Origin of the sequence: Duganella sp. sic0402, assembly GCF_019219065.1 — a bacterium.
In the GTDB taxonomy this organism is placed as follows: domain Bacteria; phylum Pseudomonadota; class Gammaproteobacteria; order Burkholderiales; family Burkholderiaceae_D; genus Rugamonas.
In genome coordinates, this window is sequence record NZ_JAHUWK010000004.1 from 225,025 (window position 1) to 249,435 (window position 24,411).

A 24,411-nucleotide genomic window follows, 5' to 3' on the forward strand; every position below is an offset into this window, starting at 1 on the left:
ATTAATGCGTGAAATATACTTGATTAATCAAGTAAGTGCCACTATAAAATCGCGCAGTGTGAAACTAATGCAACAGCGAATTGGCTGTGGTATCGTTTCCAAATGCATTATGATGTTACGTAATGTATAAAATATAACGATACTATGCCAAATAAAAAAGGGGACAAGCATGCATATGGGGACGACCGAAATCTTCCTGATTGCGATGGTGATTATTTTCAGCGTGCCATATCTGATCTGGCGCCTGGGCGGCACCGATTACTACGCACCGCTGGTGGTGGTGCAGATCATCGCTGGCATCCTGCTGGGGCCGGGCATCATGGGACGCGCCTTTCCTGAGTACTACAGCTTCGTCTTCAACCCGCAGGTAGTGCAGTCGCTGAACGGCATCGCCTGGTGGGCGGTGATGATTTTTGTGATGATCGCCGGCATCGAGCTGGACTTGAAAAAAGCCTGGGAGCATCGCCGTGAAAGCACCATCACCGCCGGCCTGGCGCTGGGCACGCCGTTGCTGTTCGGTTGCATCGCCGCGCTGGCGCTGGTCGGCTATTCCGGCTGGATGGGGCCGAAGGCGCAGGACTGGCAGTTTGTGCTGGGTGTCGGCATGTCGTGCGCGGTGACCGCGCTGCCCATCCTCATTTTGCTGATGGAAAAGCTGGAAGTGCTGCGCCAGCCGATCGGCCAGCGCATCCTGCGCTACGCCAGCCTGGACGATATCGCGATCTGGGGCGTGCTGGCGGTAATCCTGCTGGATTGGGACCGGGTCGGCCGCCAGGCTGGTTTCCTGGTAGCGTTCGCCATCGTCACCAAGCTGTTCCGCATGCTGATGGTGCGCATCGAAGAGCGCGACCGCTGGTATGTGTCCTTCATCTGGCTGGCGGTGTGCGCGTTTGCGGCCGACTGGGCCGGTATGCACTACATGGTCGGCGCCTTCCTGGCGGGCGCGGTCATGGACGCTGAATGGTTCAACCAGGAAAAGATGGACTTCCTGCGCGCCAATATATTGATGGCGGTGATGCCGGTCTTCTTCCTCAGCACCGGGCTGCGCACCAACTGGGCGATGGGCGGCTCGGCGGTGTTCCTGGTGGCGGCAGGACTGCTGGTGGCGTCGGTGACGGGCAAGCTGGCGGGCGTGCACCTGGCTGGCAAGATCCTCAAGTGGGGACCGGGCGAAGCGTCGATCATCGGCTGGCTGTTGCAGACCAAGGCGCTGATCATGATTATTTTCGTCAACATCCTGCTGGATAAGCAGATCATCACCAGCGAGACGTTCACGGCGCTGCTGCTGATGGCCATCGGCAGCACCATGCTGACCGTGCCGATGGTCGCGCCGAAATTACAGCGCGTGGCGCAACTGATCTTTAAAACCAGCTGATATAATGCCGGGATGAACGATACTACTCAACGCCCACCACTGCCGGATCATCTGTCGATCGATCCGCGCAGCAAATTCCACGTTGCCGCTGTGTTTGAACACGATATCGGCATCAATTTCAACGGCAAAGAACGCAATGATGTGGATGAATACTGCATCAGCGAAGGCTGGATCAAGGTTCCAGCCGGCAAAGCACTGGATCGCAAAGGCAATCCGATGCTGATCAAGCTGAAAGGCACGGTCGAGCCGTTCTACCGTTAATCAAGAAGGACCCAACAAAAAAGCCACGTGCGCATTGCTCACGTGGCTTTTTTCATATGCGGTCCGGAAGTTCAGGCGGCCTGGCGTGGTGCGACTGCGGCTTCGCCACGCAGCTTGTCCAGCATATTCAGCGTGGACGGAGAGAGGTTCATGATCCCGTGGTAGGCGCAGTATTCACAAAACGCTTCTTCTGGCGTCATGGCAGCGATACTGGCGTCGGAATGACCGCGCCGGCGCAGCGCGCGCAGACATGCGGCATCCATATTTCTCGAGTTCATGCACTTTCTCCTGGATAGTTGGTTAGTAAGTTGTTTCCTGCTGTTAATATTATAATTCGGAATAATGCCCTGTGGCAATTAATTATTTTTTCTCAACATTCGAAAACAATTTACAACGCCTATCAGCTGGATGGTCAAGCCGCCTGTGGCCGCACCGCACCTGGCAAGTCGCGCTGCAAGCGCCACAGCAGCACGCCGGCCACCACGGAGGTGGCCACCACTACATATCCGACCGTGTCGAAATGCTGTAGATGCCCGTCTGCGCCCTGCGTAACGATATGCCCGGCCGCCACCGACGCCAGGCCACCGGCCAGCTGCTGGATCGATGCGCTGATGGCGTTGTACGAGCCGCGCTGCGTAGCCGCCGGCACCGTCGACGAAATCGCCTGGAACGGGATCATGCGCGAGAAAATGCCGACGAACATGACCGAATTGACCAGCACCAGCATCCACAGCGGAATCCGGCCCAGGTGCGTGTAAATCAGCACCATCGCAATCGACAGCGCGGTGCCGAACAGGAACACGCGGAACTTGCCGAAGGCGTCGGCCGCGCGGCCTATCATCGGTCCGATGAAGATGGTGCACACGCCGGTGACCAGATACACGGTCGGCAGGTGATGCAAGTCGATGCCCATGTTGTTGACGATATAGGCGCTGCTGAACGGCATCAGCATGAAGCCGCCTGTGGTCAGCAGGGCGGTGATGCAGAACGCCAGCAGGTAGCGCTTTTCTGTCAGCGTGTGATACAGGTGCATGAACGGGCTGTGCTCCTGCGGCTGGCCCAGGTGCGCATTCACCGGCTGCATTTTCCACGCCACCAGCAGGCCGCCGAGCAGGCCGAAGGCGGCCATCGCCATGAACGGTACATGCCAGTTCCACTGGTTGGACAGGTAGATGCCAACCGGCAGGCCCAGCACCTGGCTAGCTGCGAAGGCGGTCTGGATCAGGCCCATGACGCGGCCGCGCATCGCCGGCGGGAACAGGTCGGTGGAGATTGCCAGCACTACGGAGCCGATCACGCCGCCGAACAGGCCGGTGAACACACGCGCCGCCAGCAGCGATTCAAAGCTTTGCGCCAGGCCGCACCAGACGGTGCCGAGGATGAAGCCGGTGTAGAAGAACAGCAGCAGTTTCTTGCGGTCGTAGCGGTCGGCAAAGCCGGCGGTCAGGAGGCCGGACGCGCCGGCGCTGAACGCATAGGCCGACACCACCAGGCCGAATTGCGCCGGGCCGATCTTCAGGTCCGGCATGATCAGCGCGCCCAGCGGCGACATGATCATGAAATCGAGAATGACGGCGAACTGCAGGAAAGCCAGCATCGCCACCACGGTTTTCTGATAGCCGCTGAATGGCGGCGCAGGGGTTTTCTTCATTCCTGGTCTTTCTTTTCTGGGCGGCAGAATGGCGCGCGGTGCTGGAAGAACTGTTCGCGTTGCTTGAAGAACTGGGTGCGCTCTTCCGGCGTCATGGCTTGCCAGCGCTGCCAATGCTCGCGTTTTTCATGCCAGTCGCGATGATGGCCGCGGAAACCGCCAAACAGGATGCGGCAGAGTAGCAGCAATCCCAGCGCCTGCCAATAATTGACGGCATTGGCGCCAGGGAAGATGGTCGGGATCAGGCAGTTCCACAGCCACATCACGATGGCGCCGAGCGCGGCGGCGCCGGTCAATATCCACAGGCCTTTGATCAGTTTGAATTTCTTGTAGCTCATATTTTCGCGGCGCATTTTGGTGTTTCCTTTCATTCTACATACAGGGCTTGCAGTCGCTGGCGCAGGAAAAGCACGGCATAGCGTTTGCGAGCCAATAAAGTGTTGATCGAGACGCCGGTCTGCGCGGCCATCTCCTTGAAACTGACGCCTTCCAGCTCATGTGCGATGAACACGTCGCGCTGGTTGGCAGGCAAGTCTTCCAGTGCGAGCTGGAGTTCTTCCAGCAGCATGGCGCGGGTGTAGGCGGCTTCCGGGCCGGCGTCGGGCGAGGGCAGCATCAGGTCAAGGCGGCAATCCTCATCGTCATCATTGGCGCCCAGGTCTTCCAGCGCCACTTCCTTCTTCTTGCGGAAGCGGTCGATGATGCGGTTGCGGGCGACGCGGAACAGCCAGGCGCTGGCCTGCTCGATCGGCTCGGGCAGGTGATAGGCCTGGGTGAACTCGTAGAACACGTCTTGCAGGATATCGTCGGCGTCGGTCTGGTCGGCCACGCGCCGGCGGATGAAATTCCACAGGCGCGAGCGCTCCTTGAGCACCGTTGCAGTAATGGCTTGATCTTGCTCAGTTGTTATTATCGGTGCGGTCATAGACTGGAAGACGATCCAGAATTCACTATATTGTAATGCGCTGATGACCTGAGCACTTATTGCAGGCGTGGATGCCGCTACACTTAGGGAAGTACGCCATCCTTGAGCACGGCTGATGTAACCAGCACTTCGTGTTTATACGCTCCCAGATGGCCAAACTGTCCTTCAGGGCTAAGGTATCCAACGATGTGCAAACGAATTGGCGACAAACTCGGCGGTTCAATGCCAACATCTCGCCATGCCACATCACCTAAAGTTGTCATCCACCAAAAACCGGTGCTCAAGTCATTTGGCTTGAAATCACTTTTTTCGAATCCACGGGAGAAGACACCGTCTTGTTCAATGGCTGAGTAGCCATATCCAGCAAAAACCTTGTCGCGCTCGGAAGGGTGGTCTCGCCAATAAAGTTGCCCCTTCGTGTAGGCATCCCGAGCCAGGTCCGATCTTGTATAAATCCCCCCCTTGGTGTGCGTAAAACCTTGAAAGAACCATCGCGCATACTCCTCGGATTGCACGGCATCGTTGGAACCCTTCTTTTCTTCCACCTGTAATTTTGCGAAAGATCTGAAATATTCGAGGGCAACATTTGGTACTTGGCCTGCCGTCGCACTCCCTGAAATGACAGCAACCGTAAAGATCTTAGCGATGAATCGAAACATGCTATCTGCTCCACTTTTGAAGACTACGTAAAATAAATTTTCCACAATTTGACCACCGTTGTGAGCAGAAAGAAAGGTTCACGTTTGGTCCAGTCAGGGATTTTGACGTTCCAGGGGGCGAAATTGGCGTTCTGTCTAAAACTGCTTAGCTCGGCATTTCTTATTTTTTAAACTGAGGCCTGGTTAATGATCTAATGGGGATAGTGTGAGAAAAATGCATTGGATGTGGGCGGTCATGCTTGGCTTGCCATTTGCCGCGCAAGCGCAGGGGCATCTTGCGACCTTGGACCGGGATATGGTCGGGCCGCGTTCGCAGGTGCTGGTGTTGGGCACTGCGCATTTGAGCAATATGCCGAAGAGCTTCAATCCGGCAGCGCTCGATGGCGTGCTGGATAAACTGGCGGCATTCAAGCCGGACATCATCACGGTTGAAGATGAACCGGGCGAAGATTGCGATCTCGCTGCGCGTCAGCCCGCAAAGTATGGCAAGAATTACTGTCCGTCGACCGATGCGGCAAAGGCGGCCACTGGCCTGGCCCTGACCGCCGCCCTTGCCGAAGCCGATCAAACGCTGAAAACTTGGCCAGCACAGCCTGACGCCGCACAGCGGCGCCGCTTTGCCGCAGTCTTGTTGGCGGCGAACGAGCCGACTTCCGCTTACGTTCAGTGGCTGCAATTGCCACAAGCCGAGCGCCGCGCCGGAGATACGCTGGACGATGCACTGGTCGCCAGGTTGCAGCGCATCGCCGGCACCAATAATGAGAGCTATCAAATCGCCGCAGTGCTGGCGGCACGACTGGGGCTGCAACGCGTGCATGCGGTCGATAATCACACCGGCGACCGCATCGATGTGCCGGACATCAAAGCCTTCGTCCGTTCGATCGAAGGCGCCTGGGCGGCCGGAAGCGCGGAGACGAAGGCGCTGCGCAAGCAGCAGGACGCGCTGAAACTGGCGCCCGATCTGCTGCCGCTGTACCGCGCCATTAATGATCCTGCCTCACTGGCCGTGGATGCGGACGCCAATGTGCTGACCGCCATGCGTGGCAAGTCGCCGGAAAATTATCCGCAGATGTGGGTGGCAGGCTGGGAGATCCGCAACCTGCGCATGGTCGCGAATATCCGCGAGACTTTCCGTGAGCGTCCGGGCGCGCGCGTGTTGACGATTGTCGGCTCTGCCCACAAGTCGTGGTTCGACGCCTGGCTCGGGCAGTTGCAGGGCGTCGATATCGTTAGCGCGGTGGACGTGCTCCGATAAGCGGATCGGTGCTGCTGGCGCGGCCGGTTTCCACGTGGCCAGCCGCGCGCCGCAGCCATTGCGGATCGGCGTCGCAGGTGATGCTCACGTCGTACCAGCCAAAATTGCGCGATAGATCGCAGAAGACCGTCGCGACCTGGCCCGCTGCCACCGTGTGTGTCGCAACAGCGGCGCCGTAAGCATTGTCGGTGACGGTAAAGCGGCATGCTTCGCGGCCATCACGGTTGGAGAGCAGCAGGGTGATGTTGCCGCTGTCGTAGCGTGTCTGCACTTCCGGCCGGGCTGCGGTGACGGTCAGCCGGCCTTTGAACTGGCGCAGGAAGCCGTTGGCGCCGTGTGCGCTCAGGTCGTAGGCATCGCCAGGCCAGCGCCAGGCTTCGTGCTCGATGCGCTGGCCGGCTTCGACGGTGTAGTACCACGGCCCATCGGCGCGCAGGCTGGAATAGACGATGAAGGCGGCGCCGGCCTTGCCGCTGTTGATGAAGTTGAGTTCAAATTGGCGCTCGCCAGCCAACTCGCCGCTTGCCGATAACTCGTATGGCAGCGGGCATGCCACGCGCGCGCCTGGCTCCTGGCGGGGCAGTGTCTGCGCGGCCGGTGGCTGCGGATAAGGCTTGCCGGAGACTCGCGTATAGGCTGCAGTCGGCGGTACGCTGGCTGGCCAACTGTGATTGGGCGCGCTGAAGTCGAGGGCGGAAGTAAGGTCGCCGCAGATTGCGCGCCGCCATGGCGAAATCAAATTGCAGGTGACGGCGGTGCGCGGCTTGCCCAGACCCTGCACCAGCCACTCTTCAAGAAAGCGCAACTGCGACGTATGGTCGAACAGTTGTGAGCATACTCGGCCGCCACGGCTCCATGGCGAGATCACTAACATCGGTACGCGTGGCCCCAGGCCGACCGGCTCGCCCTGGTACGTCTCATGCGTGCCGATCTCGGCCAGCGTAGTCTTGCCCATTGATGGGTTGAGCGGTGCGAGATCAGACGGGACGTGGTCGAAGAAGCCATCGTTTTCATCGTACATCAACAGCAGCACGGTCTTGGACCAGACATCCGGATTGGCGACCAGTGCGGCCAGCAGGCGCGCGGTGATTTGCTCGCCGGCGTTGGGTGAGGCGGGCGAATGTTCGGTGTAGTCGTTAGGCGCGCAGATCCACGATACTTGCGGCAGGCGGTTGTTGCGCACGTCCTCCGCGAAATCCTTGATCAGCCAGTCCGCAGTGCTGCCACGAGCATTGCCGGCATGCGAACCTGGCGCCAGCGTGCGCGCCTTGCGGTACAGCGGTTCTTCTGGCGAGAGTCGGCTGCCGTCCGCGTTGACGCGGTAATTGCGGAAGTAGGCGAGGTAGTTGTCGCCGTAGTTGTCCCATTCCTGGTAAACCTTCCAGCTGACCTGGTTGGCCTCCAGCACCTCGGCATAGGTGCGCCAGTTGGGGGCGGTGGCGTTGACTTCGGGGGTGACGTTGTCCAGTGCCGGATCGCCATTAAAGAAGCCACCCGCATCCATGTTGTACAACTTGCCCATGGTGCCGATCCAGCCCTGGTTGCTGCCGGTCAGCGCATACAGGCGATTCGGATCGGTCGCGCCGAATACCGAGCAGTGATAGGCGTCGCAGATGGTGAACGCATCCGCCAGCGCGTAGTAGAAGGGCAGGTCGCCGCGATCGAAATAGCCCATGGACTGCGCGGTCTTTTTCGGCACCCATGCGTCCCAGCCTTGCCAGGTGGCTTGCGATCCCTTCCATGTGTGGTCGGTGCCGAGCGATAGCGCGCTGGTGTTCTTGGCATCGAAATGGAACGGCAGCACGTAGCCGCCAGCGCCGTTCGGCTGATGCCAGACTGGCAGCCCGGTCGGCAAACGAATGGCGCGCGGATCATCAAAGCCGCGCACGCCTGACAGCGTGCCGAAGTAATGGTCGAACGAGCGGTTTTCCTGCATGAAGATGACCACATGCTCGACATCGGCCAGCGTGCCGGTGCGATTGTTGGCGGGCACCGCCAGCGCGTCGCGGATCAGGTTCGGGAACAGGGCGGGGGCAGCGCCTGTATAGCGGAGAAATTGACGACGGTTGATCGGCATGCTGGCAGGAGGTAAATGGCTAAAGTGTCGATCATAACGGCAGAATGTGACAGGCCGATGGCGCCGGCTAGCGCTGCTCTTTGGCGGCGATTTGGTAGTCCAGTTGCAGCTGCAGCAAGCCGCTCAGCGGGGTATGCCGTTGTGCACCGGACGATACCGTGTCCTACGCGGTGTGCTGTCGCAGTCCTACCGCAGCGCAGCAATCGGAATGGCATGATGCTCCTATACCGTTATGGACAGAGGGAGCAGACATGAATATCAGCAAGAAAAGTGACCGGACCAGGATCGGCCTGGCGGCAGGTGCAGCGGTGCTGGCCGCATCCTGGCTGGTGGTGCGCTACAAGACCGCACAAGCGGAGCGCGATCATCCGCCGAGCGGGGAATTCATCACGGTTGATGGCGTGCGCTTGCATTATTTCAGCAAAGGACAGGGGCCGACGGTGGTTCTGCTGCATGGCAATGGCGTGTTGGCGGAAGATTTCCTGCACGCCGGACTATTTGATCAACTGGCGGAGAATCACCGCGTGATCGCGTTCGACCGTCCCGGTTTCGGCTACAGTGATCGTCCGCGAACGACGCTGTGGACCCCGGCGGCGCAAGCCGAGCTGCTTGCCGCTGCGCTCGAACAACTTGACGTGCGGCAGGCAGTGGTATTGGGACACTCCTGGGGGACGCTGGTGGCGATCTCGCTGGCTATTCAGCAGCCGCAACTTGTGAGCGGGCTGGTGCTCGCGTCCGGCTACTATTATCCGAGCGTCAGGCTGGATGTGTTGAGCGCGACGCCGGCCATTCCGCTGCTCGGCGATATTCTGAGCTACACCTTGTCGCCGCTGATCGGGCGGTTGATGTGGCCTGCAGCGGTCAAGCTGGCGTTTACGCCGGCCACGGTGCCCGATAGTTTCAAGCTGATGTCGCCATGGATGGCACTACGGCCCAAGCAACTCCGTGCCGAAGCCGCCGAAACCGCGATGATGATTCCCAGCGCGGCAGCGTTGCGCCAGCACTACCCTGAGCTGCAGATGCCGGTGTCGGTTGTGGTGGGAGAGGATGATAAAGTCGTCAGCGCCGAAGATAACTCGGTGCAGCTTGACCAGGAACTGCAGAATGGCGACTTGACGGTCCTGGCCGGCGCCGGCCATATGATCCAGCACGTGTCACCAGGCGTACTGCTGGAGGCGGTCGAGCGCGTCGAGCAACGCGCCACCACGCCAGGCTTGAACCGCTTGCTGAATTGATATGCGGGCTCGGCTGCAAATAAAAAACGGCCGCCAGATTGCTCTGGCGGCCGTTTCATTTACAGCGGAACCGGATTAACGGTCGCCGTAGCTGCGACGTGGACGGTCGCTGTTGTACGGGTTGTTGGCTTTGAAGCCTGGACCCTTGTAGCCTTCGTTGGAACCGCTGACGCCGTCACGGCGTGGTGCGCCAGAGCTGCTGCCTGGCTTGCTGAACGAACGCTGGCCTGGCTTGGCGCCGCCACGGTTGTCACCTGGCTTCCAGCCGCCTGGACGCGACGAGCGTGGCGCCGAACCGGTTTTCTTCGGCTCGTAGCCCTCGACCACGTTCACCGGAATCAGCTGCTTGGTGAAGCGTTCGATGCGCTTGACGTTCATGCCTTCAGCGTGGTTCACCAGCGAGATCGCGTGACCATTGCGGCCGGCGCGGCCGGTGCGGCCGATACGGTGCACGTAGTCTTCCGGGAATTTCGGCAGGTCGTAGTTGAACACGTGGGTGATGGTCGGTACGTCGATACCGCGGGCGGCAACGTCGGTGGCGATCAGGATCTTCACCGAGCCGCGACGCAGGCTGTCCAGCGTGCGGTTACGTGCGCCCTGGTGCATGTCGCCGTGCAGCGCGGCGGCCGAGAAGCCGGCGATGTTCAGGCGGTCGGCGATGGTGTCGGCGTCACGCTTGGTGGCGGTGAAGACCACAGCCTGGTCCAGCGATTCGTCGCGCAGCAGGTGGTCCAGCAGGCGGTTCTTGTGCGACAGGTCGTCGACGAAGTGTACGCGCTGGGTGATGTTCTCATGCTTGTTGGCGGCGCTCATGATCTGGATCACTTGCGGATCTTTGGTGATGCGGCGCGCCATGTTGCCGACGACGCCGTCCAGCGTGGCCGAGAACAGCATGGTCTGGCGGTTGTCCGGGGTAGCAGCGACGATTTTTTCGATGTCGTCGATGAAGCCCATGTCCAGCATGCGGTCGGCTTCGTCCAGCACCAGGATTTCCAGTTGCGAGAAGTCGATTTTGCCCGATTCCATGTGGTCGATCAGGCGGCCAGGGGTGGCAACCAGGATCTCAGGATTCTTGGCCAGCAGTTGCATCTGCTTAGGGTAAGGCATACCGCCCAGGATCGACACGGCTTTGATGCGGCGCAGGTTGACGCTGTATTTGTCGGTATTGGTGGTGACTTGCAGGGCCAGTTCGCGGGTTGGGGTCAACACCAGCATTTTTGGCTGTGCAGCTTTGAAACGTGGGCGCTCGTTGCGGGCACGGGCGGATTGCATTTCTTGATTAGGCGTCTTGCCGGCCGCTGCCGGTTCGATCGCGGCCAGGCGGTGCAGCGACGGCAGCATGAAGGCTGCAGTCTTGCCGGAACCGGTCTGGGACGATACCAACAAGTCCTTGCCTGCGATCGCTGCAGGGACAGCCTGCTGCTGAACCGGGGTTGGCGCGGTGTAGCCAGCGTCGGTCAGGGCTTTGATGATGGACGTGTTGAGACCTAGTGCTTCAAATGTCATGCTTTTCTTTCGTAAAAATCTGCGTTCACGTTAAAAACGGAACGCGAAATAGCAACGCCTACCAAAACGAAATGACTCAATCAAAATCGAAAGAAATTTCGGCACAAAAGCTTTGCGCCGGGACGGTGTCAAAGAGCGACACCAGAGGCGGGAGGGCTTTATAAGGGCATCCAGATGATGCCGCTGTGAGGCTTGCGAAGCTGCTAAAAATATCACTGGCTGAATAGTCGGTATCGATTTGCTATGCTTCGATACATGGACTCTAGCGCAAGGCCGTTATTATGCCCTAGTTTGCCTGGCTTGTACAGCACGCGAAAAAAACGCCCCGTAGGGCGTTTGATTGGCGCTTGCAGCGTGTGACTTATTGGTAGTCTTCCGCGTTCAGGCCCATGACGTGCGAGAAGCCGCCGTCAACGTAGGTGATTTCACCGGTGATGCCAGACGCCAGGTCCGACAGCAGGAAGGCGGCGGTGTTGCCGACTTCTTCGATGGTGACGTTGCGGCGCAGCGGTGCGTGCGACGAGGCGAAGCCCAGCAGCTTGCCGAAATCCTTGATGCCGGAAGCGGCCAGGGTCTTGATCGGGCCGGCCGAGATGCCGTTCGAACGGATGCCCAGCTTGCCCAGGTTTTCCGCCAGGTAGCGGACCGATGCTTCCAGCGAGGCTTTGGCCAGGCCCATGGTGTTGTAGTAAGGAATAGCGCGGATGGCGCCCAGGTAGGACAGGGTCAGCACCGACGAGCCGTTTTTCAGCAGCGGCAGCGCGGCCTTGGCCATGGCCGGGAAGCTGTAGGCCGAAATATCGTGGGCGATGCGGAAGTTTTCGCGGGTCAGGCCGTCCAGGAACTCGCCGGCGATGGCTTCGCGCGGCGCAAAGCCGATCGCGTGCACCAGGCCGTCCAGTTGCGACCAGCTTTTGCCGAGGTCAGCAAACAGCGCTTCGATTTGTTCGTCGCTGGAGACGTCGCAGTCATATACCAGCGTGCTGTCGAATTCGGCGGCGAATTCGGTGATGCGGTCTTTGAAACGTTCGCCAACGTAGGTGAACGCCAGTTCGGCGCCTTCGCGATGGCAAGCTTTGGCGATACCGTAAGCGATGGAACGGTTCGACAGCAAACCAGTGATGAGGATTTTTTTGCCTTGCAAGAACGCCATAGGGACTCCGATTGCAACTGCGTGCTCAAGCTAGCTCGGGGAGCGGGCTGGCGACGTCAGTGGGGTTGTTTTTTAGGGTGCGAGACTTGCTCGACACGCAAGACCAAGATTGTAGGACGTGTAAGCCGCATCCGCAACACCTGAATCACGGCCGCAGGCCCGCCGTAGCGGGCCTGGACGGTGTTTTAGTTGGCTTTGCGTTGTTTCTTGCTCTTGCCGGCGGCGTCGCGCGAGACGCGCGCCTTGACCAGCGATACCGGTGGCGCTTTGGTCGATTTGCTGGCTTTTGCCAATTTGTAGCCCTTGGCAGACTTGCCGTCGGCGCGCTCGGTTTCATAGGCAACGGTGGCGTTGTCAGCCACGTCGGCGCCGATATTGCTGCCGGCCGAGGCGGAAATCTTCGGCACCAGGATGGTCGAACCGGCCTTCAGCACCGAGTTTTGCGGGATGTTGTTGGCCTGGCGGATCACCTCGGGCGAGGTGTGGAAACGCGAGGCCAGCGAGCGGATCGATTCGCGTGCGCTGGTGATCTTGTGCGTGCTCCAGTTCGACAACTCCTTGGTCCACTGCGACAGGTTCAGGTGGAATTTCTCTGCATTTTCCTTCGGCAGCAGGATTTTGGTGTCCTCGCCGCCGACGATGACCGGGCGCTTGAATTGCGGATTCAGCGCCTTGAACTCGTCCACCGACAGCTCGGCCAGGTGGGCGGCGACGGTCAGGTCGATATCGCTGGTCTTGTCGACTGCGGTGAAATAAGGCGTGTTGTCGATCAGCGGCAGATTCAGGCCGAACTGCTGTGGATTGGCGACGATGTTCTTGACCGCTTGTAGCTTGGGCACGTAGTTGCGGGTTTCGGCCGGCATCAGGTCGGCCAGGCTTTCGAAGTCGGTCGGCTTGCCGGCTGCCTGGTTGCGCTTGATGGCTTTCTGCACCGAGCCTTCGCCCCAGTTATATGCGGCCAGCGCCAGTTGCCAGTCGCCAAACATATCGTACAGGCGCTGCAAATAGGTCAGCGCGGCGTCGGTCGAAGCCAGGATGCCGCGGCGCTCGTCCTTGAAGGCGTCCTGCTTCAGGTTGAAGTCGCGGCCGGTGCCCGGCACAAACTGCCACATGCCGGCGGCGTTGGCGCTGGACAGGGCGTTCGGGTTGAAGGCGGATTCAATGAAAGGCAGCAGCGCCAGTTCGGTCGGCATGCCACGCTTTTCCAGCTCGGACACCACATGGAACAGGTACAGCGAGGCGCGCGCGGTGGTGCGGGCGATGTAGTCCGGACGGGTGGCGTACCAGTTGACGTGCTTGGCGACCAGGTCATTACTGACATCCGGAATGGCGTAGCCACTGCGGATGCGGCCCCAGACATCCCTCTCGCGGAAAGCATCTTCTTCGGCCAGTTTGGCCGGTTTGGCAAGTTTCAGGGGGGAGGTGAAGTCTGGCAGGTGAGGTTTCGGCAGCGGGGACAGCGCGGTGGAGACCGGCGGCAGGTCCGAGGCGTCATCGTAGGCCAGGGCCAGCGCGGGCGCGAGCAGCGCTACCAGGGTGGCCAGGGCGATAGATTTCGGAATTCGTGCTTGCATAGTTTTCCGTGAGTTGGCGAAAAGAAACATCGCGTGGACTATGAATAAACGTGGAGTGTACGAAGGTCACCGGGGGGAGTCAAGAAATATGTCGGCCATATTACAAATTCTTATATGCAACAATTCCGGTTAAATAAAGGCGAGATCGCTGCAAATAGCCGTAAGTAGGCGATGCGGCCAAGAGTGCGTACAATTCTCTTTTTGTAGAAGTTTTGAGGAATCGCATTATGAGTAGTCCCGCCATCGACCGCGACGTGGTCATCGCCGACACCGTCCACTGGCTGGAAAAAGCCGTGATCGGCCTGAACCTGTGTCCGTTCGCCAAGTCGGTGCATGTGAAAAAACAGGTGCGCTACGTGGTCAGCGAGGCGGAAACGCCGGAAGAGTTGCTGGAAAAGCTGATGGAAGAGTTGCAGCACCTGGCCGACACCGATCCGGACAAGATCGACACCACGCTGCTGATCCATCCCAATGTGCTGACCGATTTCTTCGACTACAACGAATTCCTCGACGTGGCCGACGCCGCGCTGGAAGATCTGGGCCTGGATGGTTTCCTGCAGGTGGCCAGCTTCCATCCGCACTACCAGTTTGCTGAGACTGACGAGAACGACATCAGCAACTTCACCAACCGTTCGCCGTATCCGACCTTGCACCTGCTGCGCGAGGACAGCATTGACCGCGCGGTCGAGGCATTCCCGGAGGCGTCTGATATTTTCGATAAGAATATCGAGACGCTGGAGAAACTGGGCCATGCTGGCTGGGCGAAGTTGATGGAAAAACCATGAGCGATTTACCGATCCGCCCGGACACGCCGTGCGTGGCGGTGTGCTCGACCACCTTTGATGAAATCTGCCGCGGCTGCGGCCGCACGGTGGTCGAGGTGGCGCATTGGGTGTCGATGACGCCCGAGCAAAAAGAAGTGGTCTGGCAGCGCATCCTGGCGCAGGGCTACCCGCGCCGGAATACCTGATGCAAGCTATCAGTACGAACCGATAAAATCTTTCTTGCCGATTTCCAGGCCATTGTGACGCAGGATGTCGTAGGCGGTGGTGGCGTGGAAATAGAAATGCGGCAGCGCGTAATGGAACAGATAGGTCTGGCCCACGAAGTGCTTGGTCTTCTCGCCGCTGCCGGTGGTGATGGCGCGGCCTTCGCTGCCTTCGATCTGCGCTTGCGGCACGCTGTCGATATAGGCCAGCGTCTTGACGATGCGCGCCTTCAGATCGGCAAACGTCACTTCCTTGTCTTCATACGACGGCACTTCCAGGCCGCCCAGGCGTGCGGCCGCGCCTTTGGCGAAATCGCAGGCGATCTGGATCTGGCGGGTGAATGGCAGCATGTCCGGGAACAGCCGGTAGTTCAGCAGCGCGGCCGGGTCAATCTTCTTGTCCGTGGCGTGCGCCTCGGCTTTTTCCAGGATGGCATGCAGGCTGTTCAGGATCTGCTTAAACACAGGAATAGAGGCGGAGTACATCGAGAAAGTGGTCATGGCGAATTCCTATGTGGGGAAAATGAGCCGCGATCATAACGCGCCTGTGGGTTTTTTGCTGATTGGCGACTTTTTAACCTTTTTTCCGTGCATAATTCCAATTAAGTAACAATCTCAGACCGATGATGCAAATTAATTACTACGGCAGTGCCGGTGCATGACTAGCGCGCTTTATCAACAACTACGCACCCGCCTCAGTGCGCTGTACGGTCTGTCCATTTACGGGGCTTTATTACTGGTCGTGTTTGGCGGACTGGTGATACCGGCTATCATCGGCAGCTACCTGCTGATCGGCGTGCACGAACAGCAATCGGCGCGCGTGGTCCTCAACGAATCGCTACAGCGCAATGCCGACATTCTGGCGCTGGGCATGCAGGAATCCCTGTGGAATATGAATGCCGAGTCGGCCCACTCGCTGGTCGAGTCGGTGATGCGCGACCGCTCCGTGCTGCAGGTGCAGGTGGTCGGCCAGGCGGATACCCAATTCATGCATGTGCGCTCGCCGCGCGTCGCGAGTGGTAACGTTTATCGCGCCGAGCGCGAAATCCTGGTGCGCGGTGAGCGGATCGGCCGCATCATGGTCGAAATGGACGATGCGCGCAGCCAGCAGGAGCTGCGCGAGAAGCAGCTGTCCTATGTCTTCGTGCTGGCGGCGCAGCTGATGGTGTCGCTGGCGCTGATCGTGCTGTTCCTGAATTCCCGCCTGATCAAGCCGCTGCGCAAGCTGATGCGCTTCTCCGACCGCCTGTCGCACGGCGACTTCGAGACGCGGCTGGATGTCACCGGTTCTGATGAACTGGGCCGGCTGGCGCAGCAGCTGGAGCAGATGCGGATGGCAATCAAGCGCTTGTTTGAGGACATCGGCCAGCGCGAGGAGCGCTTCCGCACCATTGTCACGCAGGTGCCGGGTGCGGTGTTCCGCTTCCGTCCCGACGGCCCAATCGAATTCGTCTCCGACGCGATCGCAGATATTTCCGGCTATTCGGCGGCGCAGTTCATGCGCGGCACTACCCATGCATGGACCAATCTGATCGCGCCGGAAGACCGCAAGAAGCAGCGCCGCATGGTGACGCAGGCGATCCGCGACGGCCAGCCCTACGAAATCGAGTACCGCATTCAGGATGCCAGCGGCGCAGAGCGCTGGGTACAGGAAAACGGCCAGCCGCAGCCGCCGGACGGCGACCGCAATGCGCCATGGGTAGACGGCATCATCTCCGACATCAGCCAGCGCAAGCACAATGAAATGCGCATCGAAGCGCTGCTGGCCGAACAGAGCGCGATTCTGGACAACGTGATGTTTGGCGTGATGTTTGTGCGCCAGCGCGCCATCGTCTCGGTCAACCGCCGCTGCGAGGAGCTGTTCGGCTACGGGCCGGGCGAAATGAGCGGCGCTTCAACCTCGATCATGTTCCGCGATTCGTTCGACTTTGAATCGTCCGGTGCGCGCCAGTATCCGTCGCTGTCGCACGGAGATTACTTCAATGAGGAGCGCCAGTACCGGCGCAAGGACGGCTCGATATTCTGGTGCCTGGTCAGCGGCTACGCGCTGGATCAGACCCGCGCCAACGAAGGCAGCATCTGGGTGTTTGCGGATATCACCGAGCGCAAGGAAGCGGAAGAAAAGCTGCGCCTGTCCGCGACCGTGATCGAGCACATCGCCGATGGCGTGGTGGTGCAGGACGCGCATGGCACCATCGTCGCCGTCAACCCGGCTTTCACGCAAATCACTGGTTACACAGAGGCGGAAGCGCTGGGCAAGGACCGCACGCTGACGCGCTCCGGCCGCCACGAACTATCCTTCTATGAAGAGATGTGGCAGGAGCAGCTGGAGAAGGGTTTCTGGCGCGGCGAGCTGTGGAGCGTCCGCAAGAATGGCGAACTGTATCTGGAGTTCCTGACCGTCAGCGCGGTGCGCGACCCGCGCGGCAACGCCACCCACTATGTCGGCGTGTTCAGCGACATCACCAAGGTCAAGGAATCGCAGGAAAAGCTGGATCACCTGGCGCACCACGATCCGCTGACCGCGCTGCCGAACCGGCTGCTGTTCAATGACCGCTTGCAGCACGCCTTGCAGCGTGCCTCGCGTGATGGCGAGCAGCTGGCGCTGCTGTTCATCGATCTGGACCGCTTCAAGAACGTCAATGACACGCTGGGCCACCACATTGGCGATGAACTGCTCAAGCAGGTGGCGCAGGCGCTGCTGGACCGCCTGCGCGAAGGCGACACGCTGGCGCGCCTCGGTGGCGATGAATTCATCGTACTGCTGGAAGATATCGACAACCAGTACGGCGCCAGCCTGGTGGCCGAGAAGCTGGTGCAGATGTTCGAGCAGCCGTTCATGGTGGCTGGCCACGAATTGTTCGTGACGTGCAGCGTCGGCATCAGCCTGTTCCCGGATGATGCGACCGACCTGAATATGTTGATACGCAATGCCGACGTGGCCATGTACCAGGCCAAGGCGCGCGGCCGCAATGGCTTCAGCTTCTATGCGCCGTTCATGATGGGCGAGGGCGTTGAGCGCCTGCGCCTGGAGACATATCTGCGCCGTTCGATCGAGAAGGACGAAATCTTCCTTAACTACCAGCCGCAGGTGGAAATCGATACCGGCCGCCTGGTTGGCGTGGAGGCGCTGGTGCGCTGGAACCACCCGGAGCTGGGCCTGATCCCTCCGATCCGCTTCATACCGCTGGCCGAAGATACGGGCTTCATCAACCAGCTGGGCAAGTGGGTGCTGCACGAAGCCTGCCGCCAGATGGTGCGCTGGCAGGACGCCGGCCTGCATGTGCCGAAGATCGCGGTCAATCTGTCGGCCAAGCAGTTCGAGCGCGGTTCGATCGTCAATATGGTGGCCGACATCCTGCGCGACACCGGCCTGGAGCCGCAGCGCCTGCAACTGGAAGTGACCGAGTCGGTGATTATGAACACCGGCGACGCCATGGTCTTCATCAACGATTTGCACTCGATCGGCGTGGCGCTGGCGATTGACGATTTCGGCACCGGCTATTCGTCGCTGGCCTACCTGAAGCAGCTGCCGGTGCAGACGCTGAAGATCGACCGTTCCTTCATCAAGGACATCTCCACCGATGTTAATGACGAGGCGATTGCCATCGCGATCATCCAGCTGGGCAAGAGCATGAACCTGTCGGTGATCGCGGAAGGCGTGGAAACCGAAGAACAGGCGGCCTTCCTGCTGCGCCATGGATGTAATCTGGCGCAGGGCTACTTCTACAGCCGTCCGCTGGCCGCTGATGATATGCTCACACGCTGGCAAAAATAAAAAAATCGCAGGAGACGTGTATGCAGGGAGCGAAGAGCAAATCGCGCCGCCGCTTTATCTTGGGCGGCCTCGCGGTGACAGGTGCCTTGGTGGTTGGCTGGGGTGTGGCGCCGCCGCGCCAGCGCCTGAATTCATCGCAGCCACTGCCATTGAGCGGTGACAGCGTCGCGCTGAATGGCTGGGTGGGCGTGGGCCCGGACGGCACGGTGACGGTCGCCGTGCCGCGCAGCGAAATGGGGCAGGGCGTGTACACCGCCTTGCCGATGCTGGTGGCGGAAGAGATGGACGTGCCGCTGTCCGCCGTGCAGGTGGTGCAGGCGCCCATCGATAAAATTTTCGGCAATATCGCCATGCTCAAGGACGGGCTGCCGTTCCATCCGGATGATACCGGCCGTTTGAAAAGCACGGTCAGCTGGATCGTCGGCAAGGTCGCGCGCGAGCTTGGGCTGATTATCACTGGCGGCTCGTCGAGTGTGAAAGACGCGTGGGAGCCGATGCGCGAAGCTGGCGCCACCGCGCGCGCCATGCTGGTTGCGGCGGCAGCGGCAGAGTGGCGCGCGCGCGTCGAGGATTGCCGTACCGAGAATGGCCAGGTGCTGCATGCCGATGGCCGGCACCTGGCTTACGGCGCGCTGGCAGCGCGCGCGGTTGATGCGCAGCCAGGAGAAGTGCGCCTTAAAGTACCGCATGAATTCAAACTGATCGGGCGGCCGCAGCCACGTCGCGACACACCGTCCAAAGTCAATGGCAGTGCCATCTTCGGCATCGACGTGCGTCCGCCGGGGATGGTGTATGCGGCGGTGCGCATGTCGCCGGTGATCGGTGGCACGGTTGCCAGCGTGAACAGCGCGGCGGCGCTGAAGATGCCGGGCGTGCTGAAGGTGGTGGACTATTCGGCGGCATTGCCTGAAAAGACCGGTGCGGGCGCCGGCGTGGCGGTGATCGCGCGCAGCTACTGGCAAGCGAAGCAGGCCGCGCTGGCGCTGGAGATTCAATGGCAGAACGGCCCGCTGGCCGGCTTGTCGAATGACGCCATCTACGCCGATTTCGCGGCCAGGCTGGATCGCGAAGATGGCTACGCCTACTACAAAGCTGGTGATATGGACGCGGTGGACGGCCGCAGTGCCGGCGTCGCCAAAACCGTCAAGGCGGAATACCGCGCGCCATTCCTGGCGCATGCGGCCATGGAGCCGGTCAATTGCACCGCCCAGGTCAAGGATGGCAAGGTGCGTGTGTGGGCGCCTACCCAGTCGCCTGGTTTTGCGGTGGATGCGGCGGCCAAGGCGGGCGGCGTGTCCGCGCGGGATGTCGAACTGCAGGTGACCATGCTGGGCGGCGGCTTCGGACGCCGGCTGGATGTCGATATGGTGGCGCAGGCGGTGGCGATTGCCCGCCAGGCGGATGGCCATCCGGTGCAGATGATCTGGTCGCGTGAGGACGACACCACCCACGACGTATATCGGCCTGCTGCACTGGCGCGCTTCAGTGCCACGCTGGATGCTGCGGGCAATGTGCTGGGCTACGATAACAAATCGGCCAGCGGTTCGATTTCGCACCAGTTCTTCAAGCGGAATCTCGGCTTGCCCGCCGGAGGTCCGGATAAGACCACGGCCGAAGGCGAATTCGATATGCAGTATCACTTCGCCAACCAGCGCATCCGCCATGTGATCGTGGATAGCGCGGTGCCGTTGGGGTACTGGCGTTCGGTCGGTCACTCGCATAATGCCTTCTTCAAGGAGAGCTTTATCGATGAACTGGCGCATGCGGCGGGCAAGGATAGTGTGGCCTTCCGCCGTGAACTGCTACGCCAGCATCCGCGCCACCTGGCGGTGCTGAATACGGCGGTGGACAAGGCCGGCGGAGCGCCGGCGGGACGCGCGCATGGCGTGGCGCTGCATCAGTCGTTCGGGACCATCGTCGCGCAGGTGGCGGAGGTGTCAGTGGAGGGCACGGAGATCCGTGTGCATCGCGTGGTGTGTGCGGTTGATTGCGGGTTGGCGGTGAATCCCAACATCATTGCGCAGCAGGTGGAATCTGGCGTGATTTTCGGGCTGTCGGCGGCGCTGTTTGGCGCGGCCACCATCAAGGATGGCAAGGTCGAGCAAAGCAACTTCCACGACTATCCGGTGGTGCGGCTGAATCAGGCGCCGGAAGTGGAGACCATCATCATGGCCAGCAGCGCGCATCCGGAAGGCATGGGGGAGCCCGCCACGCCGCCAATCGCGCCAGCCGTCGCCAACGCTGTCTTCAAGCTGACCGGCAAGCGCCTGCGCAGCCTGCCATTGACCTTATAACGCGTCGCGCAGCAGGGTACGCAGGTTGCAGTTGCGCTGCCATCCGGCGCGCTCGGCGTTGTTGCTGGTGAGCCGTTGCAGCTCTTCGTCGCTTTGCGCGGTGGTCGATTGCACCAGGCGGTGCGCGATGCCGGCGTCCGGCAGCATGGTGCCGAAGAACGCCACCGTGTCGTGATGCTGGATCAGCAGGGTAGGGAAATTTTCCACGTCCAGGTCGCCGACGATGTCGGCCTGGTCTTCAATGTCGATCCAGACGAAGCATTTATCCGGATGGCGGCCGGCCACGTCGTCAAAAGTGGCGCGGTAGGATGCGCAGGTGCCGCACCAGGCGGCGCACAGGCAGGCGACGATCCAGCGCTCGCCGGCCAGGGCGGCGGCCAGCTCGTCACGGTTGTCGGAATTCAGGGTCAGACTAGCCATAATGTCATGTGCAAATAGCGCGCTCAGCGCCAAAGCGCGTATTCTACCCCTCCGCGCGGGGTCGCGCCTGTTAGCGCCTCGGGGTAAAATACGGGATGCCTATTATTCTTGCCATTGAAACCTCGTCCGAAACCGCCTCCTGCGCTCTGCTGCGGGGCGATGCCGTCATTAGCCGTCAGTCCAGCGGCGTGCGTACCCATTCCCAGTCCATTTTGCCGATGATCCAGGAGTTGCTGGCCGAAGCCGGCATCGCGCTGGCGGATTGCGACGCGGTAGCCTTCGGCTCCGGTCCGGGTTCGTTCACCGGCGTGCGCACGGCTTGCGGCGTTGCTCAGGGCCTGGCGTTTGGCGGCAAGCTGCCGGCGGTGCCGGTGGTGACGCTGGACGCGATGGCGCTGGCTTGTCACCAGCAGCACGGCGCCAATGAGGTGCTGGTGGTGCTGGATGCGCGCATGGGCGAAGTCTATTGGGCGCAGTATCGCTTTGAAAATGGCGTACCGGTAGCGGTACTGCCGCCGGTGCTGACGGCGCCTGCTGACGTCAAGCCGCAAGGTGCGCCGGTGTTGTGCGGGAATGGCCTGTCGGCTTATGCGGATGCTTTCCCGGCCGGCGGCTTTGCCGAGATCATGCCGCACGCGGAGCAGCTTGCCCAGCTGGCGGCGACCGCCTTCACGGCCGGCCGCACGGTGACGGCGGCTGAGGCGCAGCCGCTGTATCTGCGCAACAAGGTGGCTTACACGCAGGCGGAGCGCCGCGATATGGCCGCATCCAAGGAAGGCGGCGCATGACGGCGCCGGTGTGGGATCTGGCCCGGCTCAATTACGAACCGATGCAAGCCTCGGATCTGCAGGAGGTGTACGCGCTGGAGCAGAGTGTGTATCCGCATCCCTGGAGCATGGCCAATTTTACCGATTCGCTCAATAGCGCATATCAGGCCTGGGTGCTGCGCGAACCCGATGGCACGCTGCTCGGCTATTTTTTGCTGATGGCGATAGTCGATGAGGCGCACCTGCTGAATGTCGCGGTGGCGGCGGAGAAGCAGGGGCAGGGCTTGGGGCGGTTCTTGCTGAATCAGTCGGTGGCCTGTGCACGCGGGTTGGGCATGGAGTCGGTGCTGCTGGAAGTCCGGCCATCGAACACGCGCGCGCTGCATATTTATGAGCGCTATGGATTTAAACAGATTGGCCGGCGCAAAGGGTACTACCCGGCCGCCAACCAGCAACGCGAGGACGCGATCGTTATGCGGTTCGGTTTATGAGTCAGTCGTCGGTACGCAGCAACGCTTTCCTGCAGGAGATGGGGATAGGCGTGCAATGGAAATTGCGCGACGCTCCGCAGGAGGATGGTTTTGCCGCAGCCGTGCAGGCGCTGGCCGATGGCGAGGTGCTGGCGGATGAGGCGCCTGCCGCGCCGGTCGCTGTAGCGCCGCAACCCGCCGCCGCAGAGCCGGCACAGCCGGCAGCGCCCGCAGTCGCCCCAGCCGCGCCGGTGCGTCCAGCGCCGTCGCCCGTGGCCGCACCGGTTGCTGCGCCGGACGAGGCATCGACTGCATGGTTTGACGATGCCCCCATGCCAGCGCCTACCGCAGCCCCCGTGCCGCGCCCAGCGCCAGCCCCGGCGCAGCGCCCAGCACAAGCGTCAGCACCATCGCGCCCTGCGCCACGCGGAGCCATTCCCGCCGATGTCGAGCCAGCCGATGAAGACACCTCCTGGTTCGATGACGCGCCAATGCCGCCAGCCGCCGCGCCAACCCGCGCACTGCCAGTCAGCGAGGAGGCCATCGCCGAGATGGATTGGCCAGCGCTGCAAGCTGCCGTATCCTCGTGCACCCGCTGCACGCTGTGCGAAACCCGCCGTGCCGCCGTCAACGGCCGTGGTGCGGAAAACGCCCGCTGGATCGCCTTGGCAGGCGTACCGTCGCAACAGGACGAGCAAGACGCACAAGCCGTCAGCGGCGAAGCCGGCCAGCTGCTGAACAATATGCTGAAAGCCATCGAGCTGAAGCCGGAGTCCGACGTCTACATCACCAACGTGGTCAAATGCCGCCCGCCAGAACGCCATCCGGCCGGCGAAGAAGTCATCGCCTGCCGTCCATTCCTGGAGCGCGAACTGGCGCTGAGCGGCGCCACCATGGCCATCACCTTCGGCCAGTTCGCCGCCCGGGGCCTGATGATGGGCCCCGCCGCGCGCGGCAAGGTGATGCATTACGGCGCCAACAAGCTGCCAGTGGTCGCCACCTACCACCCGGACGACCTGCTGGCCAAGCCGGAAGACAAAGCCAAAGCCTGGGCCGACCTGTGCCTGGCGAAAGCCAGCCATGCCTGAGCCGCTGCCCGGCGGCTATCAAGCCCTGTTTGAAAGCCGCTGGCCGCACCTGACCCATCCCCATGTGCGCGCGCTGGCCTGGTTGCTGGACGCGCCGGATCTGCTGGACCCCGACGCGCCGCACTGGCAGGGCCGCATTGCCTCGCTGGGCCCGATGTCGCCGGCTATCGCCGACTGGCTGGCCGCCTTGCAGCGCGACCCCTCGCCACTGCAAGCGGCGCTCGGCGACAAGCACTACTCGCGCCTCGGCCTGTACGCTGAAAAACTGCTGGCCTTCTACTTTGCCGAGCATGGCCGACTGTATGCACACGGCCTGCAAGTCCGCGCCGGCCGCACCGATACCATCGGCGAATTCGATTTCCTGCTGCGCGAAGGCGAGCAATTGGTCCATATCGAATTCGCCACCAAGTTCTACCTGCTGGACAATGCCGACGGCTTCAATGGCCTGATCGGCCCCAATCTGGCCGACACGCTGGGCGTCAAGATGCGCAAGATATTCGACAAGCAGCTGTCACTGTCGCAGCATCCGGCCGCGCAGGCGCTTGTGCCGCAGCCCATCGTCCGCGCGCAGGCACTGGTCAAGGGCTGGCTGTTCTATCCGGACGGCGTACCGCTGATGCCGGGCATCTCGCAGCAGCATTGCCATGGCTTCTGGATGACGCAGGCGCAGGCCGCCGCCAGCCTGACGGAAGGCGACTACGCCATCATGCCGCGCCTGCAATGGCTGGCGCCGCTCAGGCTGGCGGCAGGCGAGGGAATGGGCCGCGCGTCGCTGCTGGAAGCGCTGCGCGGGCAGACGTCGCCGGTGATGATTGCGGCGCTACAGAAAAACGGAGCATGGCTGGTGGAGCAGAGCAGGGGCTTCGTGGTTCCGGATGGCTGGCGGGAGCAAGCCGCGCAGCGCCGCCAGGACGGGGCGCTGCCGGCGTAAAGAC

The 24,411-nt window shown here is 61.2% G+C and carries 23 protein-coding genes; 12 read left to right on the forward strand and 11 right to left on the reverse strand.

Annotated elements, in window-relative coordinates:
- Positions 1 to 169: 169 nt before the first annotated feature.
- Positions 170 to 1,375 (forward strand): cation:proton antiporter, encoded by a 1,206-nt coding sequence (locus KW842_RS12880; protein WP_218304500.1) that lies wholly within the window; start codon positions 170 to 172, stop codon positions 1,373 to 1,375.
- 12 nt (positions 1,376 to 1,387) lie between these two features.
- Positions 1,388 to 1,636 (forward strand): DUF3297 family protein, encoded by a 249-nt coding sequence (locus KW842_RS12885; RefSeq protein ID WP_218304501.1) that lies wholly within the window; start codon positions 1,388 to 1,390, stop codon positions 1,634 to 1,636.
- 71 nt (positions 1,637 to 1,707) lie between these two features.
- Here KW842_RS12885 and KW842_RS12890 read toward each other — a convergent pair whose 3' ends face one another.
- The 5 genes from KW842_RS12890 to KW842_RS12910 all read right to left on the reverse strand — a co-directional run bounded on the left by KW842_RS12890 (position 1,708) and on the right by KW842_RS12910 (position 4,871).
- Positions 1,708 to 1,914 (reverse strand): hypothetical protein, encoded by a 207-nt coding sequence (locus KW842_RS12890; RefSeq protein WP_229223659.1) that lies wholly within the window; start codon positions 1,912 to 1,914, stop codon positions 1,708 to 1,710.
- A gap of 134 nt (positions 1,915 to 2,048) precedes the next feature.
- Positions 2,049 to 3,287, reverse strand: a complete 1,239-nt coding sequence (locus KW842_RS12895; protein WP_218304502.1) for an MFS transporter — start codon at positions 3,285 to 3,287, stop codon at positions 2,049 to 2,051.
- On the reverse strand, positions 3,284 to 3,640 hold the full coding sequence (locus tag KW842_RS12900) for a hypothetical protein (protein ID WP_373925177.1): 357 nt from the start codon (positions 3,638 to 3,640) through the stop codon (positions 3,284 to 3,286). Before KW842_RS12900 ends, KW842_RS12895 begins: the two co-directional genes overlap by 4 nt.
- A 14-nt stretch (positions 3,641 to 3,654) precedes the next feature.
- The gene (locus KW842_RS12905; protein WP_218304503.1) at positions 3,655 to 4,212 is read right to left on the reverse strand and encodes an RNA polymerase sigma factor; all 558 of its coding nucleotides are present in this window, start codon (positions 4,210 to 4,212) and stop codon (positions 3,655 to 3,657) included.
- 83 nt (positions 4,213 to 4,295) lie between these two features.
- Positions 4,296 to 4,871 carry a hypothetical protein gene (locus KW842_RS12910; RefSeq protein ID WP_218304504.1) on the reverse strand — a complete coding sequence of 192 codons (576 nt, stop codon included), beginning with the start codon at positions 4,869 to 4,871 and terminating at the stop codon, positions 4,296 to 4,298.
- Positions 4,872 to 5,085: 214 nt separating this feature from the next.
- Between KW842_RS12910 and KW842_RS12915 the strand changes: the two genes are divergently transcribed.
- Positions 5,086 to 6,126, forward strand: coding sequence for a DUF5694 domain-containing protein (locus KW842_RS12915; protein WP_229223683.1), 1,041 nt, complete (start codon positions 5,086 to 5,088; stop codon positions 6,124 to 6,126).
- On the opposite strand, the gene KW842_RS12920 is transcribed toward KW842_RS12915, so the two are convergent.
- Complete coding sequence (locus KW842_RS12920; protein ID WP_218304506.1) at positions 6,101 to 8,203, reverse strand: phosphocholine-specific phospholipase C; 2,103 nt, start codon at positions 8,201 to 8,203, stop codon at positions 6,101 to 6,103. The two genes, KW842_RS12915 and KW842_RS12920, sit on opposite strands and share 26 nt — an antisense overlap.
- Before the next feature lie 251 nt (positions 8,204 to 8,454).
- Between KW842_RS12920 and KW842_RS12925 the strand changes: the two genes are divergently transcribed.
- Positions 8,455 to 9,438 (forward strand): alpha/beta fold hydrolase, encoded by a 984-nt coding sequence (locus tag KW842_RS12925; protein WP_218304507.1) that lies wholly within the window; start codon positions 8,455 to 8,457, stop codon positions 9,436 to 9,438.
- 75 nt (positions 9,439 to 9,513) lie between these two features.
- On the opposite strand, the gene KW842_RS12930 is transcribed toward KW842_RS12925, so the two are convergent.
- The 3 genes from KW842_RS12930 to KW842_RS12940 form a co-directional block, all read right to left on the reverse strand.
- Positions 9,514 to 10,944, reverse strand: coding sequence for a DEAD/DEAH box helicase (locus KW842_RS12930; protein ID WP_218304508.1), 1,431 nt, complete (start codon positions 10,942 to 10,944; stop codon positions 9,514 to 9,516).
- 361 nt (positions 10,945 to 11,305) lie between these two features.
- Positions 11,306 to 12,097: an enoyl-ACP reductase FabI gene (gene fabI / locus KW842_RS12935; protein WP_218304509.1), complete on the reverse strand. Its 792-nt coding sequence runs from the start codon at positions 12,095 to 12,097 to the stop codon at positions 11,306 to 11,308.
- A 185-nt stretch (positions 12,098 to 12,282) separates the two neighbouring features.
- The gene (locus tag KW842_RS12940) at positions 12,283 to 13,671 is read right to left on the reverse strand and encodes a transglycosylase SLT domain-containing protein (protein WP_218304510.1); all 1,389 of its coding nucleotides are present in this window, start codon (positions 13,669 to 13,671) and stop codon (positions 12,283 to 12,285) included.
- 227 nt (positions 13,672 to 13,898) lie between these two features.
- Here KW842_RS12940 and KW842_RS12945 point away from each other — a divergent pair, with 227 nt between their 5' ends.
- Positions 13,899 to 14,456, forward strand: coding sequence for a DUF1415 domain-containing protein (locus tag KW842_RS12945; protein ID WP_218304511.1), 558 nt, complete (start codon positions 13,899 to 13,901; stop codon positions 14,454 to 14,456).
- A complete protein-coding gene (locus KW842_RS12950) occupies positions 14,453 to 14,641 on the forward strand; it encodes a DUF1289 domain-containing protein (RefSeq protein WP_218304512.1) in 189 nt (62 codons plus the stop codon). Before KW842_RS12945 ends, KW842_RS12950 begins: the two co-directional genes overlap by 4 nt.
- A gap of 9 nt (positions 14,642 to 14,650) precedes the next feature.
- On the opposite strand, the gene KW842_RS12955 is transcribed toward KW842_RS12950, so the two are convergent.
- Entirely contained in the window at positions 14,651 to 15,160 is a 510-nt protein-coding gene (locus tag KW842_RS12955; RefSeq protein WP_218304513.1) for a DUF1993 family protein, read from the reverse strand.
- 157 nt (positions 15,161 to 15,317) lie between these two features.
- On the opposite strand from KW842_RS12955, the gene KW842_RS12960 reads away from it, so the two are divergent.
- The gene (locus tag KW842_RS12960) at positions 15,318 to 18,437 is read left to right on the forward strand and encodes an EAL domain-containing protein (RefSeq protein WP_218304514.1); all 3,120 of its coding nucleotides are present in this window, start codon (positions 15,318 to 15,320) and stop codon (positions 18,435 to 18,437) included.
- 20 nt (positions 18,438 to 18,457) lie between these two features.
- Entirely contained in the window at positions 18,458 to 20,731 is a 2,274-nt protein-coding gene (locus KW842_RS12965) for a xanthine dehydrogenase family protein molybdopterin-binding subunit (RefSeq protein ID WP_218304515.1), read from the forward strand.
- Here KW842_RS12965 and KW842_RS12970 read toward each other — a convergent pair.
- Positions 20,726 to 21,151 (reverse strand): thioredoxin family protein, encoded by a 426-nt coding sequence (locus tag KW842_RS12970; RefSeq protein ID WP_218304516.1) that lies wholly within the window; start codon positions 21,149 to 21,151, stop codon positions 20,726 to 20,728. The two genes, KW842_RS12965 and KW842_RS12970, sit on opposite strands and share 6 nt — an antisense overlap.
- Before the next feature lie 95 nt (positions 21,152 to 21,246).
- Here KW842_RS12970 and tsaB point away from each other — a divergent pair, with 95 nt between their 5' ends.
- From tsaB to KW842_RS12990, 4 genes are read left to right on the forward strand one after another with little or no spacing between them, the layout of a single operon-like run.
- Positions 21,247 to 21,939, forward strand: coding sequence for a tRNA (adenosine(37)-N6)-threonylcarbamoyltransferase complex dimerization subunit type 1 TsaB (tsaB, locus tag KW842_RS12975; protein WP_218304517.1), 693 nt, complete (start codon positions 21,247 to 21,249; stop codon positions 21,937 to 21,939).
- Positions 21,936 to 22,409 carry a ribosomal protein S18-alanine N-acetyltransferase gene (rimI, locus tag KW842_RS12980; protein ID WP_218304518.1) on the forward strand — a complete coding sequence of 158 codons (474 nt, stop codon included), beginning with the start codon at positions 21,936 to 21,938 and terminating at the stop codon, positions 22,407 to 22,409. Before tsaB ends, rimI begins: the two co-directional genes overlap by 4 nt.
- Positions 22,406 to 23,476 (forward strand): uracil-DNA glycosylase, encoded by a 1,071-nt coding sequence (locus KW842_RS27715; RefSeq protein WP_218304519.1) that lies wholly within the window; start codon positions 22,406 to 22,408, stop codon positions 23,474 to 23,476. Before rimI ends, KW842_RS27715 begins: the two co-directional genes overlap by 4 nt.
- Positions 23,469 to 24,407 (forward strand): DUF1853 family protein, encoded by a 939-nt coding sequence (locus KW842_RS12990; RefSeq protein WP_218304520.1) that lies wholly within the window; start codon positions 23,469 to 23,471, stop codon positions 24,405 to 24,407. Before KW842_RS27715 ends, KW842_RS12990 begins: the two co-directional genes overlap by 8 nt.
- Positions 24,408 to 24,411: the final 4 nt, after the last annotated feature.

Coding starts and splice junctions, on each gene's coding strand:
- KW842_RS12880 (WP_218304500.1), top strand. CDS start 170: ATGCATATGGGGACGACCGAAATCTTCCTGATTGCGATGGTGATTATT.
- KW842_RS12885 (WP_218304501.1), top strand. CDS start 1,388: ATGAACGATACTACTCAACGCCCACCACTGCCGGATCATCTGTCGATC.
- KW842_RS12890 (WP_229223659.1), bottom strand. CDS start 1,914: ATGAACTCGAGAAATATGGATGCCGCATGTCTGCGCGCGCTGCGCCGG.
- KW842_RS12895 (WP_218304502.1), bottom strand. CDS start 3,287: ATGAAGAAAACCCCTGCGCCGCCATTCAGCGGCTATCAGAAAACCGTG.
- KW842_RS12900 (WP_373925177.1), bottom strand. CDS start 3,640: ATGCGCCGCGAAAATATGAGCTACAAGAAATTCAAACTGATCAAAGGC.
- KW842_RS12905 (WP_218304503.1), bottom strand. CDS start 4,212: ATGACCGCACCGATAATAACAACTGAGCAAGATCAAGCCATTACTGCA.
- KW842_RS12910 (WP_218304504.1), bottom strand. CDS start 4,871: ATGTTTCGATTCATCGCTAAGATCTTTACGGTTGCTGTCATTTCAGGG.
- KW842_RS12915 (WP_229223683.1), top strand. CDS start 5,086: ATGCATTGGATGTGGGCGGTCATGCTTGGCTTGCCATTTGCCGCGCAA.
- KW842_RS12920 (WP_218304506.1), bottom strand. CDS start 8,203: ATGCCGATCAACCGTCGTCAATTTCTCCGCTATACAGGCGCTGCCCCC.
- KW842_RS12925 (WP_218304507.1), top strand. CDS start 8,455: ATGAATATCAGCAAGAAAAGTGACCGGACCAGGATCGGCCTGGCGGCA.
- KW842_RS12930 (WP_218304508.1), bottom strand. CDS start 10,944: ATGACATTTGAAGCACTAGGTCTCAACACGTCCATCATCAAAGCCCTG.
- fabI (WP_218304509.1), bottom strand. CDS start 12,097: ATGGCGTTCTTGCAAGGCAAAAAAATCCTCATCACTGGTTTGCTGTCG.
- KW842_RS12940 (WP_218304510.1), bottom strand. CDS start 13,671: ATGCAAGCACGAATTCCGAAATCTATCGCCCTGGCCACCCTGGTAGCG.
- KW842_RS12945 (WP_218304511.1), top strand. CDS start 13,899: ATGAGTAGTCCCGCCATCGACCGCGACGTGGTCATCGCCGACACCGTC.
- KW842_RS12950 (WP_218304512.1), top strand. CDS start 14,453: ATGAGCGATTTACCGATCCGCCCGGACACGCCGTGCGTGGCGGTGTGC.
- KW842_RS12955 (WP_218304513.1), bottom strand. CDS start 15,160: ATGACCACTTTCTCGATGTACTCCGCCTCTATTCCTGTGTTTAAGCAG.
- KW842_RS12960 (WP_218304514.1), top strand. CDS start 15,318: ATGACTAGCGCGCTTTATCAACAACTACGCACCCGCCTCAGTGCGCTG.
- KW842_RS12965 (WP_218304515.1), top strand. CDS start 18,458: ATGCAGGGAGCGAAGAGCAAATCGCGCCGCCGCTTTATCTTGGGCGGC.
- KW842_RS12970 (WP_218304516.1), bottom strand. CDS start 21,151: ATGGCTAGTCTGACCCTGAATTCCGACAACCGTGACGAGCTGGCCGCC.
- tsaB (WP_218304517.1), top strand. CDS start 21,247: ATGCCTATTATTCTTGCCATTGAAACCTCGTCCGAAACCGCCTCCTGC.
- rimI (WP_218304518.1), top strand. CDS start 21,936: ATGACGGCGCCGGTGTGGGATCTGGCCCGGCTCAATTACGAACCGATG.
- KW842_RS27715 (WP_218304519.1), top strand. CDS start 22,406: ATGAGTCAGTCGTCGGTACGCAGCAACGCTTTCCTGCAGGAGATGGGG.
- KW842_RS12990 (WP_218304520.1), top strand. CDS start 23,469: ATGCCTGAGCCGCTGCCCGGCGGCTATCAAGCCCTGTTTGAAAGCCGC.